Origin of the sequence: Curtobacterium poinsettiae (genome assembly GCF_025677645.1) — a bacterium.
Lineage (GTDB): Bacteria > Actinomycetota > Actinomycetes > Actinomycetales > Microbacteriaceae > Curtobacterium > Curtobacterium poinsettiae_A.
Genome location: NZ_CP106879.1, coordinates 835,016 through 851,528 on the forward strand (window position 1 = coordinate 835,016; position 16,513 = coordinate 851,528).

At 71.9% G+C, this 16,513-nt stretch carries 18 protein-coding genes; 7 read left to right on the forward strand and 11 right to left on the reverse strand.

What is annotated here, in order from left to right; all coding sequences use genetic code 11:
• Positions 1–73 precede the first annotated feature (73 nt).
• A complete protein-coding gene (locus tag OE229_RS04140) occupies positions 74–1,318 on the reverse strand; it encodes a multidrug effflux MFS transporter (protein WP_262139872.1) in 1,245 nt (414 codons plus the stop codon).
• A 46-nt stretch (positions 1,319–1,364) separates the two neighbouring features.
• Between OE229_RS04140 and OE229_RS04145 the strand changes: the two genes are divergently transcribed.
• A complete protein-coding gene (locus tag OE229_RS04145) occupies positions 1,365–1,805 on the forward strand; it encodes a MarR family winged helix-turn-helix transcriptional regulator (protein ID WP_216852147.1) in 441 nt (146 codons plus the stop codon).
• Here the strand turns inward: OE229_RS04145 and soxR are convergent.
• The 3 genes from soxR to OE229_RS04160 are packed head-to-tail and all read right to left on the reverse strand — an operon-like array spanning position 1,802 to position 3,880.
• Positions 1,802–2,368, reverse strand: a complete 567-nt coding sequence (gene soxR, locus OE229_RS04150; protein ID WP_262139875.1) for a redox-sensitive transcriptional activator SoxR — start codon at positions 2,366–2,368, stop codon at positions 1,802–1,804. The two genes, OE229_RS04145 and soxR, sit on opposite strands and share 4 nt — an antisense overlap.
• Positions 2,369–2,378: 10 nt before the next feature.
• Positions 2,379–3,422, reverse strand: a complete 1,044-nt coding sequence (locus OE229_RS04155; protein WP_262139877.1) for a YdcF family protein — start codon at positions 3,420–3,422, stop codon at positions 2,379–2,381.
• 2 nt (positions 3,423–3,424) lie between these two features.
• The gene (locus OE229_RS04160; RefSeq protein ID WP_196783353.1) at positions 3,425–3,880 is read right to left on the reverse strand and encodes an iron chaperone; all 456 of its coding nucleotides are present in this window, start codon (positions 3,878–3,880) and stop codon (positions 3,425–3,427) included.
• 90 nt (positions 3,881–3,970) lie between these two features.
• On the opposite strand from OE229_RS04160, the gene mgrA reads away from it, so the two are divergent.
• Together mgrA and OE229_RS04170 are read left to right on the forward strand one after the other, a co-directional pair.
• Complete coding sequence (mgrA, locus tag OE229_RS04165; RefSeq protein WP_262139878.1) at positions 3,971–5,014, forward strand: L-glyceraldehyde 3-phosphate reductase; 1,044 nt, start codon at positions 3,971–3,973, stop codon at positions 5,012–5,014.
• 560 nt (positions 5,015–5,574) lie between these two features.
• Complete coding sequence (locus tag OE229_RS04170; protein WP_262139880.1) at positions 5,575–6,816, forward strand: MFS transporter; 1,242 nt, start codon at positions 5,575–5,577, stop codon at positions 6,814–6,816.
• A 77-nt stretch (positions 6,817–6,893) separates the two neighbouring features.
• Here the strand turns inward: OE229_RS04170 and mnhG are convergent, their stop codons facing one another.
• From mnhG to OE229_RS04205, 7 genes are all read right to left on the reverse strand, one after another.
• Positions 6,894–7,250 (reverse strand): monovalent cation/H(+) antiporter subunit G, encoded by a 357-nt coding sequence (mnhG, locus tag OE229_RS04175; RefSeq protein WP_111040073.1) that lies wholly within the window; start codon positions 7,248–7,250, stop codon positions 6,894–6,896.
• On the reverse strand, positions 7,247–7,585 hold the full coding sequence (locus OE229_RS04180; RefSeq protein WP_182066876.1) for a sodium:proton antiporter: 339 nt from the start codon (positions 7,583–7,585) through the stop codon (positions 7,247–7,249). Before OE229_RS04180 ends, mnhG begins: the two co-directional genes overlap by 4 nt.
• Positions 7,582–8,163, reverse strand: coding sequence for a Na+/H+ antiporter subunit E (locus OE229_RS04185; RefSeq protein WP_262139881.1), 582 nt, complete (start codon positions 8,161–8,163; stop codon positions 7,582–7,584). Before OE229_RS04185 ends, OE229_RS04180 begins: the two co-directional genes overlap by 4 nt.
• On the reverse strand, positions 8,160–9,851 hold the full coding sequence (locus OE229_RS04190) for a Na+/H+ antiporter subunit D (protein WP_182066877.1): 1,692 nt from the start codon (positions 9,849–9,851) through the stop codon (positions 8,160–8,162). The genes OE229_RS04185 and OE229_RS04190 overlap by 4 nt, the downstream gene beginning before the upstream one ends.
• Entirely contained in the window at positions 9,848–10,258 is a 411-nt protein-coding gene (locus OE229_RS04195; protein ID WP_173032340.1) for a Na(+)/H(+) antiporter subunit C, read from the reverse strand. The genes OE229_RS04190 and OE229_RS04195 overlap by 4 nt, the downstream gene beginning before the upstream one ends.
• The gene (locus tag OE229_RS04200) at positions 10,255–13,167 is read right to left on the reverse strand and encodes a Na+/H+ antiporter subunit A (protein WP_262139883.1); all 2,913 of its coding nucleotides are present in this window, start codon (positions 13,165–13,167) and stop codon (positions 10,255–10,257) included. Before OE229_RS04200 ends, OE229_RS04195 begins: the two co-directional genes overlap by 4 nt.
• 101 nt (positions 13,168–13,268) lie before the next feature.
• Positions 13,269–14,021, reverse strand: coding sequence for an SDR family NAD(P)-dependent oxidoreductase (locus OE229_RS04205; RefSeq protein ID WP_209132810.1), 753 nt, complete (start codon positions 14,019–14,021; stop codon positions 13,269–13,271).
• Between the two features lie 45 nt (positions 14,022–14,066).
• Between OE229_RS04205 and OE229_RS04210 the strand changes: the two genes are divergently transcribed.
• The 4 genes from OE229_RS04210 (at position 14,067) to OE229_RS04225 (ending at position 16,509) form a co-directional block, all read left to right on the forward strand.
• Positions 14,067–14,789: an SDR family oxidoreductase gene (locus tag OE229_RS04210; protein ID WP_262139885.1), complete on the forward strand. Its 723-nt coding sequence runs from the start codon at positions 14,067–14,069 to the stop codon at positions 14,787–14,789.
• Positions 14,786–14,914 (forward strand): hypothetical protein, encoded by a 129-nt coding sequence (locus OE229_RS04215; protein ID WP_262139887.1) that lies wholly within the window; start codon positions 14,786–14,788, stop codon positions 14,912–14,914. The genes OE229_RS04210 and OE229_RS04215 overlap by 4 nt, the downstream gene beginning before the upstream one ends.
• 67 nt (positions 14,915–14,981) lie before the next feature.
• On the forward strand, positions 14,982–15,602 hold the full coding sequence (locus OE229_RS04220) for a DedA family protein (protein ID WP_262139889.1): 621 nt from the start codon (positions 14,982–14,984) through the stop codon (positions 15,600–15,602).
• A gap of 40 nt (positions 15,603–15,642) precedes the next feature.
• Entirely contained in the window at positions 15,643–16,509 is an 867-nt protein-coding gene (locus OE229_RS04225; protein ID WP_410007331.1) for an SMP-30/gluconolactonase/LRE family protein, read from the forward strand.
• Positions 16,510–16,513 lie beyond the last annotated feature (4 nt).

Sequence of the window (16,513 nt, forward strand, 5' to 3'; positions counted from 1 at the left end):
CGACGCGGAACGACACTGTCGATGTCGCGCGACGACGGTGTCGTTCCGCGTCAGCGGGCGGTGTCCTGCCAGGTCAGCGGAGCGTGCTGGTCCGGCCCCGCGCCGCGAGCAGCGCCACGACGGCCACCACGGCGGCGGCGAGCATCACGATCGCCAGCGGCGCCGCGGTGTCCGAGCCGCCGATGCTGACGAGCGGGGACACGAGCGCCGCGAGTCCGAACTGCAGGGCACCGAGCACGGCCGAGGCGCTACCGGCAGCTGACGGCACGGCACCGAGGGCGAGCGCCGTGGCGTTGCCGAGCACCAGACCGAGCGAGCCCACCGCGGTGAACAGCGGCACGGCGAGCCAGATGACCGGCGCCCCGGAGACGACGAGCAGCGCGAACGCGACGGTCGACGCGAGCACCAGCACGATGCCGAGCGACAGCACGCCGGTGACCGAACGGGTCGCGGTGAGCTTGGCGGACACGATGCTGACGCCCATCAGCGCCAGGGCGTTCAGCCCGAAGGCCAGGCCGTAGCCGACCGTGCCGAAGCCGATCATGTCCTGGTACAGGAACGGCGACGCGGAGATGTAGGCCATCATCACGGCGAACGCGAAGCCGAACACGGCGGTGTACCCGAGGAACGTGCGGGAGCGCAGGGCACGCATGGCCGAGCCGGAGCCACGGCGTTCCGCACGCAGCGCGTCGCGGTGTTCCTTCAGGTGGGTCTCGCGGACCACGGCGAGGACCGCGATGAGCATGACGACCGACAGGCCGAGCACGATCGAGAGCAGGCCGCGCCAGCCGATCGGGCCGGTGAGCAGGCCGCCGAGCAGCGGTGCGACGACCGGGGCGACCCCGCCGACGATCATCATGAGCGAGAACGCGCGGGCGGCGGACTTGCCGGTCGCCAGGTCGGAGATGACCGCACGGCTGATCACCATGCCGGCCGCACCGCCGAGGCCCTGCAGCAGGCGGGCCGCGATGAGCACGCCGATGTTCGGCGCGAGCACCGCGGCGATGCTGGCGAGCACGCACACCGCGGCACCGGCGATGAGCGGCGGCACGCGGCCGAACCGGTCGGACAGCGGGCCGAACACGAGCTGGCCCGCGGTCACGCCCACCAGGAACGCGGTCAGGGTGAGCTGGACGGCGGTGGCGCTCGCCCCGAGCTCGGTCGTCATCTGCGGGAACGCCGGCAGGTACAGGTCGGTGGCGAAGGGGGCGACGGCACTGAGCAGGCCGAGCACCAGGAGCAGCGCGGTCGTGATGCCCTGCTGCTTGGTCGTGGGTGTCGCGATCGTCGCGCGGATGGTTCCGGTGTCCGTGGTCATTGTTATGAAAGCATAACTCATCGCCGGAGATCGGTACAGTACGGACATGCACTCCGCCGTGTCCGACCACGTCCTCGCCGAGTTCGCGGACGTCCTGCTCCGGATCGCGCGCGACATCGACCCGCACGGCTCGGAGACCCTCGACATCGTGCCGCTCACCGGCACCGAGGCGCTCGTGATGCGCTGGATCAACCGCAACCCGGGCACCTCGCCCAGTGCCACCGCCGAGGCGACCGCCCTGCAGCGCAGCAACCTCAGCGTCGCACTCCGGTCGCTCGTTGCGAAGGGCATGGTCGAGCGGCGCCAGGACCCGGCGGACGCCCGGACCGTGCAGCTGCACTCGACCGCCCTGGCCCAGGAGAGCGTCGACCGTCTGTACCGGCACTGGTCCGGCAAGCTCCGTACGGCCCTCGGTGGCGACGAGCGGGGCGCGGTCGAGGCGCTGGAGCTGCTGCAGCGGATCGACGACGGACTGCGCGCGGGCTAGGCGACGGCTTCCTCGGCGGTGGCGGCGGCGGGGGTGTCTGCAGCGGTGGTGGCGGGGGTGTCGGCAGCGGTGGCGGCGGAGTCGTCGGCTGCGGCATCGTCCTCGATCGGCAGCAGGCGACGCGCGCCGTGCCCCTCGTCGCCGAGGGCGTCACCCGGGTTCACGACCGAGCACGCTCCGAGCGAGACGCACCCGCAGCCGATGCACTGCGTCATCTCCTGCTGCAGCCGCTCCAGCTCGAGCTGGCGGGCCCGTAGTCGTGCTCGCCACCGCTCGTTCAACCGGTTCCAGTCGCGCAGCGACGGCATGCGGTCGGCGGGCAGCGCCTCGAACTGCTCGGCGACCTCGCTGAGCGGGATGCCGAGGCGTTTGGCCACCTGGATGATGGCGATCCGCCGCTCGACGTGCCGCGGGTACATCCGCGTGCCGCCGTCGGTGCGCTCCGGGTGGATCAGGCCCTTGCGCTCGTAGAAGTGCAGGGCCGAAGCGGCGACGCCGGTACGGCGGACGATCTCGCCGATGGGCAGCAGATCGGTCGGCCGCGGCGCCGGGATCTCGACCATGGTGGAGATCCTACTGCTGGAACGACTCCCAGAGCAGGAACCCCGTGAACAGCACGAACGGCGTGCAGGCGACGACGTTCAGCCAGCGGTGCTCGACGATGACCGCGGCGAACTCCCGCAGGAACGCACTCGGGACGTAGTACGCCGCCGTGCGCGCGCCGACGACCTGGGCCGGTAGGCCGAGGCGACGGGACAGGGTCGCCGCCCGCAACACGTGGTAGTTGTTCGTGACCACGACCATCTGGCCGTCCCGGCCGGCGGCCGTCTGCACGTCCCGCGAGAACCGGAGGTTCTCGTGGGTGTTCCGCGACGCGGTCTCCGCCACGACGTCGTCCGGGTCGGCGCCGTGCGCCACCAGGTACTCGGCCATCGCGGTGCCCTCGGGGCGGGGTTCGTCGTCGCCCTGTCCGCCGGACGGCACGAGGAGCGGGCGGCGTCCGGCGGCCCGTTCGGCCCGGTAGACGCCGAGGGCCCGGTCGAGCCGGCTCTGCAGCAGGGGCGGGACCTCGCCGTGCACCAGCCCGGAGCCGAGGACCACGATCGTGTCGGGGACGATGCCGTGCCGGGTCCGCCCGTAGACCACGGAGTACAGGGCGAACGCGACCAGCGACAGCGCGAAGTACCCGCAGACGAACACCATCAGGACCGCGATCGCGATCTTCGTGCCGTCCCACAGCGTGAAGCCCTCGCCACTGCCCGAGACGAGCAGGGCGATGGCGATCGCCGGCAGCACGAACACCGCCGCGCCGGCAGCGAGCGACAGCAGGTTGCCGACGCTGCGTCCCTCGGCGCGGAGCATCTGCAGGCCGTTCGCGACCAGGGCGACGCCGAGCACCACCACGGCGAGCGGCACGAGCAGCAGCACCACGGCGACGAGCAGGCTGAACCCGGGGACCACCCTGGTCAGCACGGCCACGACCGTCGCGAGCCCGAACAGCACGGCCGCTGTCAGGAACACCCCGTTGCGGAGCATCCGCGGGTCCCGTCGTCGCCCCAGGACGTACAGCACCAGGAACAGCAGGGCGAAGACGGGAGCGGCGCCCAGCCCGAGCACCGTCAGCCGACCGCGCGACGGATCAGGTCAGCCACCCGTGCCTCGTCGGCCTCGGAGAACTCGGGACTGATCGCCCACGACGTCGGCCAGAACGTGCCGTCGTCGAGCGCGGCCGAGTCCTGGAACCCGAGTGTCGCGTACCGGGCCTTGAACTTCGCGGCGTCCTGGAAGAAGAACACCGCCTTGCCGTCCCGCGCGTAGGCGGGCATGCCGTACCAGAGCTTCGGCGCGAGCTCCGGCGCGACCTCGAGCGCGATGCGGTGGATGCGCTCCGCCAGGCCGCGGTCCGGCTGGGGCATCTCGGCGATCTTCGCCTCGACCGCAGCGGCGTCGGCCGCCGCCTTCTCAGCCTTGGTGCCCTTCGTGCCGCGGGCCCGCTTGACCTCTGCGGCGTGCTCCTGCATCGCCGCCCGCTCCTCGTCGGTGAAGGTGGTCTCGGTCTTCGTCGTCCGTGCCATCGTCGTCTCCTCGTGGTCTCGTGCACCCATCATGGGTCCGCGAAGCGAAGCATGCGAGGCCCGAGCCCGAACGAGTGCCAGGCTCGTCCCATGACCTACATCGCCAGTGACGACCGCTACGACTCGATAACGTACCGCCGGGCCGGCCACTCGGGCCTCGACCTGCCGCTGCTCTCCCTGGGGTACTGGCACAACTTCGGGGACGACATGCCCTTCGAGAACCAGCGCGCCATCAGCCGCCGGGCGTTCGACCTCGGGATCACCCACCACGACCTCGCGAACAACTACGGCCCGCCATACGGTGCCGCCGAGGTGAACTTCGGCCGCCTGATGCGCGAGGACTTCCGGCCCTACCGCGACGAGATGGTCATCTCGACGAAGGCCGGCTGGGACATGTGGCCGGGGCCGTACGGGCAGGGCGGTGGCTCGCGCAAGTACGTGCTCGCTTCGCTCGACCAGTCGCTGCAGCGGACGGGCCTGGACTACGTCGACGTCTTCTACTCGCACCGCCTCGACGCCTCGACCCCGCTCGAGGAGACGATGGGCGCGCTGCACACCGCGGTCCAGCAGGGCAAGGCGCTGTACGTCGGGATCTCGTCGTACGACGCCGAGCGCAGTCGGCAGGCAGCCGAGATCCTCCGCGACCTCGGCACCCCGCTCCTGATCCACCAGCCCTCGTACTCGATGCTCAACCGCTGGATCGAGACCGAGGGGCTGCTCGACACCGCCGGCGAGCTCGGCTTCGGCGTGATCGGCTTCACCGCTCTGGCGCAGGGGCTGCTGACCGGCAAGTACCTGAACGGTGTACCCGAGGACTCCCGCGCGGCAGCGGGCAAGTCCCTCGACGCGTCGAGCATCACCCCCGAGGTCGTCGAGCACCTCCGCGCCCTGAACGACGTCGCGGCCGCCCGCGGACAGTCCCTCGCGCAGCTCGCCCTCGCCTGGGGGCTCCGCGACGAGCGGGTGACCTCGCTCGTGATCGGTGCCTCGCGGGTGTCGCAGCTCGAGGACAACGTCGCCGCGCTGTCGAACACCTCGTTCACCGACGAGGAGCTCCGCGTCATCGACGAGCACTCGGTCGGCATCACCGACGTCGACCTGTGGGCGGGAGCCCGCGCGGGCGAGGTCTCCTGACCCGAGCGCCATGCCGGATCAGTCCCTCGGCCGGTCGCATCTCGTCGCTCTGCAGGTTGCGCCGACCGGTCACGACACGTCGCCGGTCGCGTGCCGTCCGGTCACGAACTGTCGGCTGGCGGCGCCGCAGGCGACGGTCTGCGACCGCACCGCGCACGGCCGACGGGGTGTCGTGACCGGTGCGGGGCCCTGGGCGCGCGGCGCGGCGGCCGGGAGGCACGGGGCACCCCGCCACGCGCCTCCCGTCCGTCGCCCCGTCACGTCGCGTCGCGTGGCCGGCCCCCGCGGGCCGGTCAGGACACGTCGCGGGTTGCGTGCCGTCCGGTCACGAACTGTCGGCTGGCGGCGCCGCAGCCGACGGTCTGTGACCGCACCACGGCTGACCGGCGGGACGGCGCCCGGAGCGAACTCCTCCGGTGCGCGGTGTCCGGTTGGTACCATCGACAGCGTTCGACAACACGCAGTGTGTATCTACCGGCCGCCGGCATCCCGGCGGACAACGGCGGCACCCGATGGGTCCGCCGCCACCGAACCGGGCGGGCCGAGAAGGCACAACCCCGATGCTCCAGACCCGCTCCACCGACGCCCCGCCCGCTCCGGACCGCTCACTCGTCTCCCTCGCCGGACGCTGGTACTTCCCCGTGGCGTTCATCGCCCGGCTCCCGTTCGCGATGATGGTGGTCGGCGTCCTGACCCTGGTCGTCGCCGCCCGTGACTCCGTCGCCCTCGGCGGCATCAACTCCGCCGCCGTCGGCATCGGCTCCGCGATCTTCGGCCCGATGGTCGGCGCCGCCGCGGACCGCTTCGGACAGCGGGCGGTGCTCGTGCCCGTCGGCCTGGTGAACGCGGCGCTGCTCGGGCTCTTCCCGTTCGTCGTCAGCGGCACCGCGCCCGACCTGGCCGTCCTCGCGGTCGCGTTCTGCATCGGCGCCTCGGCCCCGCAGGTCGCCCCGATGTCCCGCACCCGGCTCGTCGCGATCATCCGGCAGCGGATGGCCCCGGCGCGCCGCGAGAAGACCCTCAGCGGCACGATGGCCTACGAGTCGGCCGCAGACGAGACCGTGTTCATCATCGGCCCGTTCCTGGTCGGCATCCTCGCCAGCGCGATCGCCCCGTGGGTGGCCGTCGCCGGGGCCTCGGTCCTGACGTTCGTGTTCGTCACCGCGTTCGCGCTGCACCCGACCGGCAAGCTCGTGGTCGGCCAGCACGCGGAGCACACGCAGGCCCCCGCCCGGCAGCTCCTGCGTCCGCGACTGGTCGTCGTGGTCGTCGGCATCCTCGGCATCGGCCTGTTCTTCGGCTCGACGCTCACCTCGCTGACGGCGTTCATGGAGACCCACGGCGAAGCCTCGCAGGCCGGCCTGCTCTACGGCCTGATGGGCATCGGGTCCGCCGGCTTGGCACTCGGGTCGGCGGCGTTCCCCCGTGCCTTCGGCCTCGGCTGGCGCTGGCTCGTGTTCGGTGTCGTGCTCCTCGGCGGTGCGATCGCGTTCGCCAGCGCCGACTCCGTCGTCGCCGTGGGCGTCGTCCTCGCGATCATGGGCATCGGGATCGGCCCGACCCTGGTCGCCCAGTACAGCCTCGGCTCGGACCGGTCACCCGTCGGCCGCTCCGCCACCACCATGACGATCCTCGGGTCCGCCGTCATCGTCGGCCAGTCGATCGCGTCCGCCGTCACGGGTGACGTCGCCGAGCACCACGGCACCGCCGCCGCGATGCTGCTGCCGGCGGTCTCCGCCGCGATCGTCGTGGTCGCCGCGGTGTGCAACCTGCTGCTCCCGCGTCGGGTCGCGACCGCCTGACCGCGAACGTGGCCACCTGACGGACCGGAGGCCCGTGGCGACGCCGCCACGGGCCTCCGGTCCGTCAGATCGGTGCGTCAGGACTCCGTGTCGTCGACCAGCAGGTCCTCGTGCCGGTAGTCGTCGGCGCGCAGGCCGGCACGGGCGATCATGTGCGTCGACACCGGCACCAGGAACAGCTGGAACACCATGATCGGCAGCACGACCCAGAACGCCGTCCACGTCCACACCGCGACGACGATGGCGGCCAGCGCGAGCGCGAGCCCGAGCACCTGCGGCTTCGCCATCGCGTGCAGACGGACGAGCGGGTCCGGGAACCGGACGATACCGACCCCGGCACCGAGCGACAGCAGCGACCCGACGAGCAGCAGCCCGACGGCGATCCAGGCGCGGATGCCGGCGTCGTCGACGAACGACTCGATGATCTCGATCACGACTGGTCCTCCTCGGCGCGCTCGGGGGTGGTGACGGTCAGGCCCTCGTCGGACGGGTCCGCCGAGGGTGTGACGGCCCGGGCCACGGCGACCGTGGCGAAGACGCTCGTTGCCGAGATCACCACGAGCACGGGGATACCGGTCAGGTCCTGGCGGATGACCATCGCGGCCGCGATCACCACGAGCACGGTGGTCAGCACCATGTCGGAGCCGATCATGCGGTCGAGGATGGTCGGACCGCGCACGATGCGGAACACCGCGAGGGCGAACGTCACCCCGAGGAGCGCGAGCACGAGCGCGACGGCGATGCCCATCACGACGACGGCGGGGCTCACCGGGTCACCTCCGCCAGCGGCTCGGACAGCTCGGAGACGTCTTGCTTGGAGCCGAGTGCGCGGATGACCATGGCCTCGATCCGGAGTGCGACGCGGCGTTCGTCCTCGACCTGCTCCAGGCGCTCGGTGTCGAGCACGTGGAGCAGCAGACGACGGCGCCGCAGGTCCACGTCGGCGACGTACGAGCCGGGCACGAGCGAGATCGCGAGGGTGGCCAGGGTGAAGGTCATCTCCGATGTCGAGTGCAGTTGCACGAGCGTGATCGAGCTGCGCCGCACACCGCGGGGACGGAACGCGACCCACGCGACCCGGAAGGACGCCACGACGACGAGCCCGGACCACACCACCAGGAACCGCAGCACGTGCACGATCGAGAACCGTGCGGACAGCGGGACCGGCGGGAGCGGCAGTGCCTGGGTGACGAGGAGCGCCACGACGATGCCGCACAGCAGCGTCAGCGGGGTCCACGATCCCCAGAGCAGCGCCCACAGCACGGTGAGTCCCGCGACCAGGGGCACGTCGTAGCGCCACGCCAGCGCGATCCGCCGGGCGTTCGAGATGCGGCGGACGTCGGTCATCGCTCACCTCCGAGCACGGCCTGCACGTAACGGTCGGGCGACTCCAGCGACTCCGCTGCGCGGGTCGCGTAGCCGTAGAGCGGGCCGGCGACGACGGTCAGGGCGACGGAGCCGAGCACCGCGACGGTCGTCACGCCGACGAGCATGCGCGGCAGGCGCACCTTCTCGGGAGCCTCGCCGACCGCCTCGGTCGCGCCGGTGGTCGGACTGGAGGCGGTGGCCGCGTGCGGTGCGTCGGTGACCATCACCGAGCCTCCCGGGTGGTAGGTCTCGCCCGTCTCCTCGGAGACGGTGAGCGGAGCCGGTTCCGGCGACCGCAGGTGGGCGTGCGGTTCCGCGCTCGTCGCGTGCGGGGCGGCGGCCTCGGCCGCCGGCTTCGGCCGCCAGAAGGCCGCGTCCCAGACCCGCATGAGCGCGTACAGGGTGAGCAGCGACGTGACGACGCCGGCGCCGATGGTGACGTACGCCATCGGGGAGCCGTCCTCGGCGGCGGCGCGGAACAGGCCGAGCTTGCCGATGAAGCCGGAGAACGGCGGGATCCCGCCCAGGTTGAACGCGGGGATCAGGTACAGGGCGGCCAGCAGCGGTGCGGCCTTCAGCAGCCCGCCCAGCGACCGGGTCGAGGTCGTCCCGCCGACGCGTTCCATCAGACCGGACACCAGGAACAGCGTGGTCTGCACGACGATGTGGTGCACCGTGTAGAACACCGCTGCCGCCGTCCCCGCGACGGTGCCGAGTCCGACACCCATCACCATGAAGCCGATGTGGCTGATCAGCGTGAAGGACAGCAGCCGTTTGACGTCGGTCTGCGACACCGCGCCGAGCACGCCGACCACCATCGTCAGCGCGGCGACGACGAGCAGGACCTCGTTGAGTTGTGGTCGCGGGAAGATCACCGTCTCGAGCCGGATGATCGCGTAGATGCCGACCTTCGTCAGCAGGCCCGCGAAGACCGCGGTGACCGGTGCCGGGGCCGTCGGGTACGAGTCCGGCAGCCAGAACGCCAGCGGGAACACGGCCGCCTTGATGCCGAACCCGATCAGCAGCATCGTGTGCAGGAGCAGCTGGACGTGCTCCGGCAGGTCGGCGACGCGCTCGCTGATCTGGGCGATGTTCACCGTGCCGGTGGCACCGTAGACCAGGCCGATGGCGGCGAGGAAGATCGCCGACGCGATCAGGCTCGTGACGATGTACGTCGTGCCGGCCCGGACGCGCTGTTCGCTGCCGCCCAGCGTGATGAGCACGTAGCTCGCCACCAGGAGCATCTCGAACGCGACGTACAGGTTGAACAGGTCACCGGCGATGAACGAGTCGAGCACACCCGCGGCGAGCACCAGGTACGTCGGGTAGAAGATCGTGACCGGGGCGTCCTCGTCGTCGGCGGCCAGGCCCTGCCCGATCGAGAACAGCAGGACGAGCAGCAGGACGCTCGCACTGACGGTGAGCAGCAGGGCGCTCAGCCGGTCGACGACGAGCGAGATGCCGTACGGGGCGTCCCAGCCGCCGACCTGCACCACGATCGTGCCGTGCCGGTCGACCAGGACCATGAGCGTGGCGGCGACGGCCAGGGCCACGACGAGCACCACGACGGTGATCGCACGCTGGAGCTTCTGGTGCCGGAGGAGTCCGAGCGCGACCGCGGCACCGAGCAGCGGGACGAGGACGAGGAGCGGGACGAGCCAGGTCATCGGGTCGCCTCCTGTTCTGCGTCGGTGGTGGTCTCCGGGTCCTCGTCGGCCGGCTCGTCGCGGTCACGGCCGATGGCGGCGTCGGCCTCGTCGACCTCGACCTCGTCGGCGCGGGACAGCTGCCACGACCGGTGGATCAGGGCCAGCAGGAACGCGCTGACGGCGAAGGTGATCACGATCGCGGTCAGGGCGAACGCCTGGGGGAGCGGGTCGGTGATGCCCTCGGCGCTCCCGCCGATCGGCGGGTCGCCCGCGGCGCCGGACATCACCAGCAGCAGCAGGTTGAGCGAGTTGCCGAGCAGCAGGAAGCCCAGGAGCATCCGGGTCAGGGAGCGTTCGAGCAGCAGGTAGACGCCGCACGAGAACAGCACCGCCATGGCGATCACGAGGACGAGGGTGACGGTCATGTGGCGCTCCCTTCCGGGGTGGGGGCATCGAGGGCGTCGTTGACGGACCCCTCGGTGGTGTCGCGGGTCGGGGTCGAGGCGTCCTCGAGGCGCTGCCGGTCGACCTCGGCTCCGAGGCTGCGGAGGACGTCGAGCACCAGGCCGACGACGACCAGGTACACACCGATGTCGAAGAACGTGGCGGTGACGAACTCGACGTGTCCGAGGATCGGGACGGTGGCCTCGAAGAACTCGGAGTACAGGGCTTCGCGACCGAAGAACAGCGGCACGATCGCCGTGACGGCGGCCGTGGCGACCCCCAGCCCGAGCAGGCGACCGGCACGCACCGGGGCCGCCGCGCCGAGCTCGGCCGGGCCGCCGGCCAGGTAGCGGGCCGCGAGGGCGATGCCGGCGACCAGGCCCCCGGCGAACCCGCCACCGGCCGAGTTGTGCCCGGCGAACAGCAGGTAGAGCGAGAGCACGATGAGGCCGTGGAACAGCAGTCGGACGACCACGTCGAGCAGGGCCGAGCGGCCGGTCGGGATCGCGGCGCTCGTCGGCAGCCAGGCGCGGGGCTCGCCGTCGGTGCGCTCGCCGTTCGCGGTCAGGGTCTCCGGCAGGTCCCGCAGCCGGGGCAGGGTGTCCTCGCGCGAGTTCACGAAGATCAGGCTCGCGACGCCCGTGGCCGCGGCGACCACGACGGTGAGCTCACCGAGGGTGTCCCAGCCGCGCAGGTCGACGAGGGCGACGTTCACGACGTTGAGACCGTGCCCGAACGAGCTCGTCAGTGCGGGCAGGTCGGGCCAGAGGGGGCGCGCGGTGCGGGCCGAGGCGGCCACGACGACGACGATCGCCAGCGTCAGCCCCGCCAGCCCGGCGAAGAGCGCCCGGACGACCCGGAACCGCGACGGGTTGGTCGTGGCGATGCGCGGGGGCAGCCGTCGGAGGACCAGGACGAAGGCGATCAGGGTCACCGTCTCGACCACGAGCTGCGTCAGGGCGAGGTCGACGGCACCGTGCAGGACGAACAGCACCGAGAGGCCGTAGCCGGTGACGCCGACCAGGACCGCTGCGGCGAACCGGGTCTTCGCCGTGAGCACCGCGATGCCGGCGATCGACATCACGATCATCACCGGGATCTGACCCCACGAGTCGGCGAACCGGACGTGGAACTCCCACGGCCCGCCGAGCACCAGGTTGGCGAGCGCCCCGGCGACGAAGACCGACAGGATCACCGTCAGGTAGTAGGGGAGCGAGCCGCGCTGCAGGCTCGCGGTGAGTCCGGTCGCTCCACGGTCGAGCAGCCGCATGCCGTGCCGGTACGTGCCCGCGGCGCTCGGGAACCCCGCGAGCCGGTGCTGGAGCGCTTCGACCGGGCGGCGCAGGGCGAACAGCGCGAGGCCGCCGACCAGGGTGATGGCGGACAGGCCGAGTGCGGGTTCGAGGCCGTGCCAGAGCGCGAGGTGCGGGACCTCCTGGCTGCCGAGCGCTGCGGTCGTGGCAGCGGGCTCGATGCCGTGTGCGACCACCGGGGTGAGCAGACCGAGTGCGAGCCCGGCCAGTGCGAGCACCGAGGGCACGACGCCGAGGCCGTGCAGGGCGTGCGGCTCGGTCGTCGCGACGCCGGGCTTGCGGGCGAAGGCGCCCCACAGGAACCGCAGCGAGTAGGCCACGGTGAGCACCGATCCGACGGTCACACCGATCAGGGCGAACCAGGCCCAGCCGGCGTCGGAGCCGTGCAGGGACTCGGTGAACCCGGTCAGCACGGCTTCCTTCGCGACGAACCCGATCGTCGGCGGGATCCCGGCCATCGACAGCAGCGCGAGCACCGCGACGACCGCCAGCCACGGGCGGGCACGGCCGAGCCCGCTGAGGCGACCGAGGTCACGCGTGCCGGTGACGTGGTCGATCGCGCCGACGACCAGGAAGAGCGTCGACTTGAATGCGGCGTGCGCCACGAGGAGCGCGACCCCGCCGAGGGCGACCGCGGGGGCACCCCAGCCGGCGGCGAGCACGAGGAACCCGAGCTGGGCCACGGTGCCGTAGGCGAGCAGGAGCTTGAGGTCGGTCTGCCGCAGTGCCCGGTACCCGCCGACGAGCATCCCGGCGACACCGAGCAGCGTGATCGTCTCGCGCCAGCCGTCGAGCAGTGCGAACGCGGGCGCGAGCCGGGCCACCAGGTAGATGCCCGCCTTCACCATCGCGGCGGCGTGCAGGTACGCGCTGACCGGGGTCGGCGCGGCCATCGCGGCGGGGAGCCAGAAGTGGAAGGGCACGATCGCCGACTTCGTGAGCGCCCCGAGCAGCACGAGGACCACCGACACCGAGACGACCGTGCCGCTCGGGGGATCGGCGACGATCGCGGACAGCGAGGTCGTGCCCGCCGTGACCGAGAGCACCACGAGGCCCGCGAGCATCGCCAGACCACCGGCGGTGGTGACCACGAGGGCCTGCATGGCGGCGGCACGACTGGCACGCTTCGCGGCGTCGTGCCCGATGAGCAGGTAGGAGAAGACCGTCGTGGCCTCCCACAGGACGAACAGCACGATGACGTCGTCGGCGATCACGAGTCCGTACATCGAGCCGGCGAAGGCCGTCAGGACGCCGGCGAACCGCCCGAGCCCGGGTTCGTCCCGCTCGAAGTACGAGGCGCAGTAGACCAGCACCAACGCGCCGACGATCGACACCACGAGGGCGAGCACCCACGACAGGGCGTCCATCCGCAGCGTGACGTCGAGGTCGAGCTGGGGGACCCACCGGTGCCGTTCGACGACGCTGCCGTGGAGGGCCGCGTCCGTCTGCACCACCGTCAGCACGGCGGCCGCTGCGGGCGCGAGGGCCGCCACGTAGAACACGCGGCGTCCGAGGACGGGGGTCAGGGCTGGGACGATCAGGGCGACGATCGCGAACGCGACGAGGACGAGGACCATCGGGCACCTCCTCGGGGTCGGGCTGCAGTCCGGCTCACTGGGCCCTCACAGCCTACGAGGAGGGCGGTGTGGAGAACCTGTGCGGTCGGACAGCCGGGTGCTCAGGGGCGGCCGTACGCGCGAGCGGGGACCTGCGTCGCGAGCTTGCCGCCGGAGACGTCGAGCAGGGTGCCGGTGATGTACCCCGAGGCGTCGCTCGCCACGAAGACGAGCAGGTCGGCGACGTCGTCGGCGGTCTCCCACCGGCGCAGGGACAACGTGTCGAGCAGGCGGTCCTGTGCCTCGGTCGGCATCGTGGCGAACCCGTTCATCGCCGTCGGCACCATGCCCGGGGCGTACGCGTTGACCGTGATGCCCCACGGGCCCAGCTCGGACGCGAGCACCCGGGTGAACGAGACGACGGCGGCCTTCGACGCGGCGTAGGCGGCGCTCCCGACGCTCGGTACGATCGCGGCGAACGAGGCGGCGTTGACGATCCGACCGCGGCCGGCCGCCTGCATCACCGGAGCCACGGCCTGGCTCATCAGGAACGTGCCGCCGAGGTTGACGTCCATGCAACGGCGCCAGGCGTCCCACTCGAGTTCTGCGACCGTGCCCGTGACGTTGATGCCGGCGTTGTTCACCAGCACGTCGATCGTGCCGTGCCGCCGGACGACCTCGTCCACGGCGTCGCGCACCGACTGTGGGTCGGCGACGTTGCACACCACGTGGTCGAGCGGGAAGTCCGGTTCGAACGCCAGGTCGAGCGCGACGACGCGGCACCCCTCGGCGACGAAGCGGTCGGCGAGCGTGCGGCCGATCCCGCGCGCTGCGCCGGTCACGACCACCACGCGGTCGGTCAGGTCGAGGTGCATCGTTGCTCCCGTCGTCGGTGCCTTGTGTAGGCATACCATCCGAGCATGACGGATCAGCGTGTGCTCTGGGTCACGGGTGGGGGCAGCGGCATGGGGGCCGCGAGCGCCGAGGCAGCGGCGTGTGACGGCTGGACCGTGGTGCTCAGCGGGCGCCGTGCCGAGCGGCTCGAGCAGGTCGCACGCACGATCCGAGCCGCCGGGGGAACCGCGGACGTCCTGCCCCTCGACGCGAACGAGCCCGACGCCGTCGCAGCCGCGCGGGACACCGTGCTCGAGCGGCACGGGCGGCTCGACGGGCTCGTGCTGGCGGCCGGGCTCAACGCCCCGCGACGCCGGTGGGACGACCAGTCGCTCACCGACTTCCGCGCGATCGTGGACACGAACCTCACCGCCGTCGTCACGATGGTGGACGCCGCGCTGCCGGCTCTCCGCGCGGCCGGAGGCGTGGTCGTGGTCGTGTCGTCGTACGCCGGGTGGTCCTTCCAACCGGGCGCGGGTGTCGCGTACTCGGCGAGCAAGTCCGCGCTCGCGTCGGTCGCACGGACGCTCAACCAGCAGGAGGCCGCGCACGGCGTGCGCGCCACCCACCTGTGCCCGGGCGACGTGGCGACCGACTTCCTCGACCAGCGGCCAGAGGTCCCCGACGCGGCCGCCCGGCAGCGGATGCTCCGACCGGAGGACGTCGGGCGGACGGTCGCCTTCGTGCTCGGGGTGCCGGAGCACGTGCGCATCGACGAACTCGTGCTGTCGCCGGTCTCGCAGCGGTGACGAGCACCTTCGAACGGGTCCTCGACCAGATCGGTACCGCCGTCGTCTCCGGTGCCATCGCCGTGGGCAGCCGCCGGCGCATCGACGAGGCCTCGGCCGTGCGGGCGAACGTCTACCGCACGTGAGCGGAGTGCCCCGGACCTGCGAGGATGGACGCCGGCGCGCCCCTCCGGCGCCCGTGGAGGGTGAGTCGTGGACGCAGCACAGGACCTGGTCGTCCAGCTCGTCGGTACCCCGTGGGCGTTCTTCGTGGTCGGCCTCGTGCTCGCCCTGGGCAGCGTCGCGGTCTTCCTGCCCAGCCAGGCACTCGTCGTCGCGATCGGCACGCTCCTGGTGGGCGGTGACGGCGGTCTCCTGCCGGTCCTCTTCCTCGTCGTCGCGGCGTCGATCGGCATGGTCCTCGGCGACCTCGGGCTGTACCAGCTGGCGCGGTCGGTCGACCTCGGCTCCAGGTCGTGGTTCGCGCGTCCGAAGGTCCGCGCGGCACGGGACGCCATCGACGGCCGCTACCGTGCGGCTCCCGCGCGCATCGCGGTGCTCGGACGCTTCATCCCGATGGGCCGGTTGACGACGAACCTGGTGGGCGCGGACAGCGGGCTCGACCTCCGGCGGTTCCTGCTCAGCTGCGTGCTCGCCGACGTCGTGTGGGCCGCGTACTGCGTCGGCATCGCCTCGGCCCCCGGGCGTTGGAGCCGCGAGCAGCCCTTCCTCGTCACGACCCTCGCGGTCGTGGCGTCGATCCTGCTCGGCCTCGCGATCTCCGCGATCGAGAAGGCCGTCCGACGACGGAGCGAGGCTGCGTCCGCGGCCTGACGAACGTAGGCTGGGCACCCCGTTCGAAGGAGAACCCGTGCTGCTCGACGACCTCGTACCGAACCCCGACGCGATCGAGCGCATCGCCACCGGCAGTACCTGGGCCGAGGGGCCCTGCTGGATCCCGTCGACGCGCACGTTGCGGTGGTCCGACATCCCCGGCGACCGGATCCTGCAGTGGCACGCCGACTCCGGGGAGACCTCGGTGTACGCGGACGGTGTCGAGTTCACCAACGGCCGCACGCTCGACCGGGACGGCAGTGTCGTGCAGTGCTCGCATGGCCTGCGTCGGGTCGAGCGCGACCGGGACGGCGTCGTCACGACGATCGTCGACGCGTGGGACGGGGGTCGGTTCAACTCCCCGAACGACGTCGTGATCGCGCGGGACGGCGGCGTCTGGTTCACCGACCCCGCCTACGGCATCACCCAGCCGCGTGAGGGGCACCCGGGCGTGCGTGAGTACGGCGACCACTGGGTGTTCCGGTGCGGACCGGCGGGTGAGGACCTACGGCCCGTGGCGACCGACCTGGACGAGCCGAACGGGCTGGCCTTCGACCCGGACGAGCGGGTGCTGTACATCGCGAGTTCGTCCGGCGACGAGCCGGTCATCCGCGCCTACGACCGCCGAGGCGACCTGCTGAAGAACGGCCGGGTGTTCGCGCGGCTCGAGCCCGGAGAGGGTGCGCCGGACGGCATCCGGGTCGACGTGCACGGCAACGTCTGGTCGTCCTCCCACCGCGGCGTCGTCGTGTTCGACCCCGATGGTGGCCGGATCGGTACGGTCGCCGTGCCGGAGGTCACGTCGAACCTGTGCTTCGGCGGCGACGACGGTACGACGCTGTTCCTGACCGCGACGACGTCGGTGTACCGGATCGCCACGACGACGAGGGACGCTGCCGTATCCTGACTCG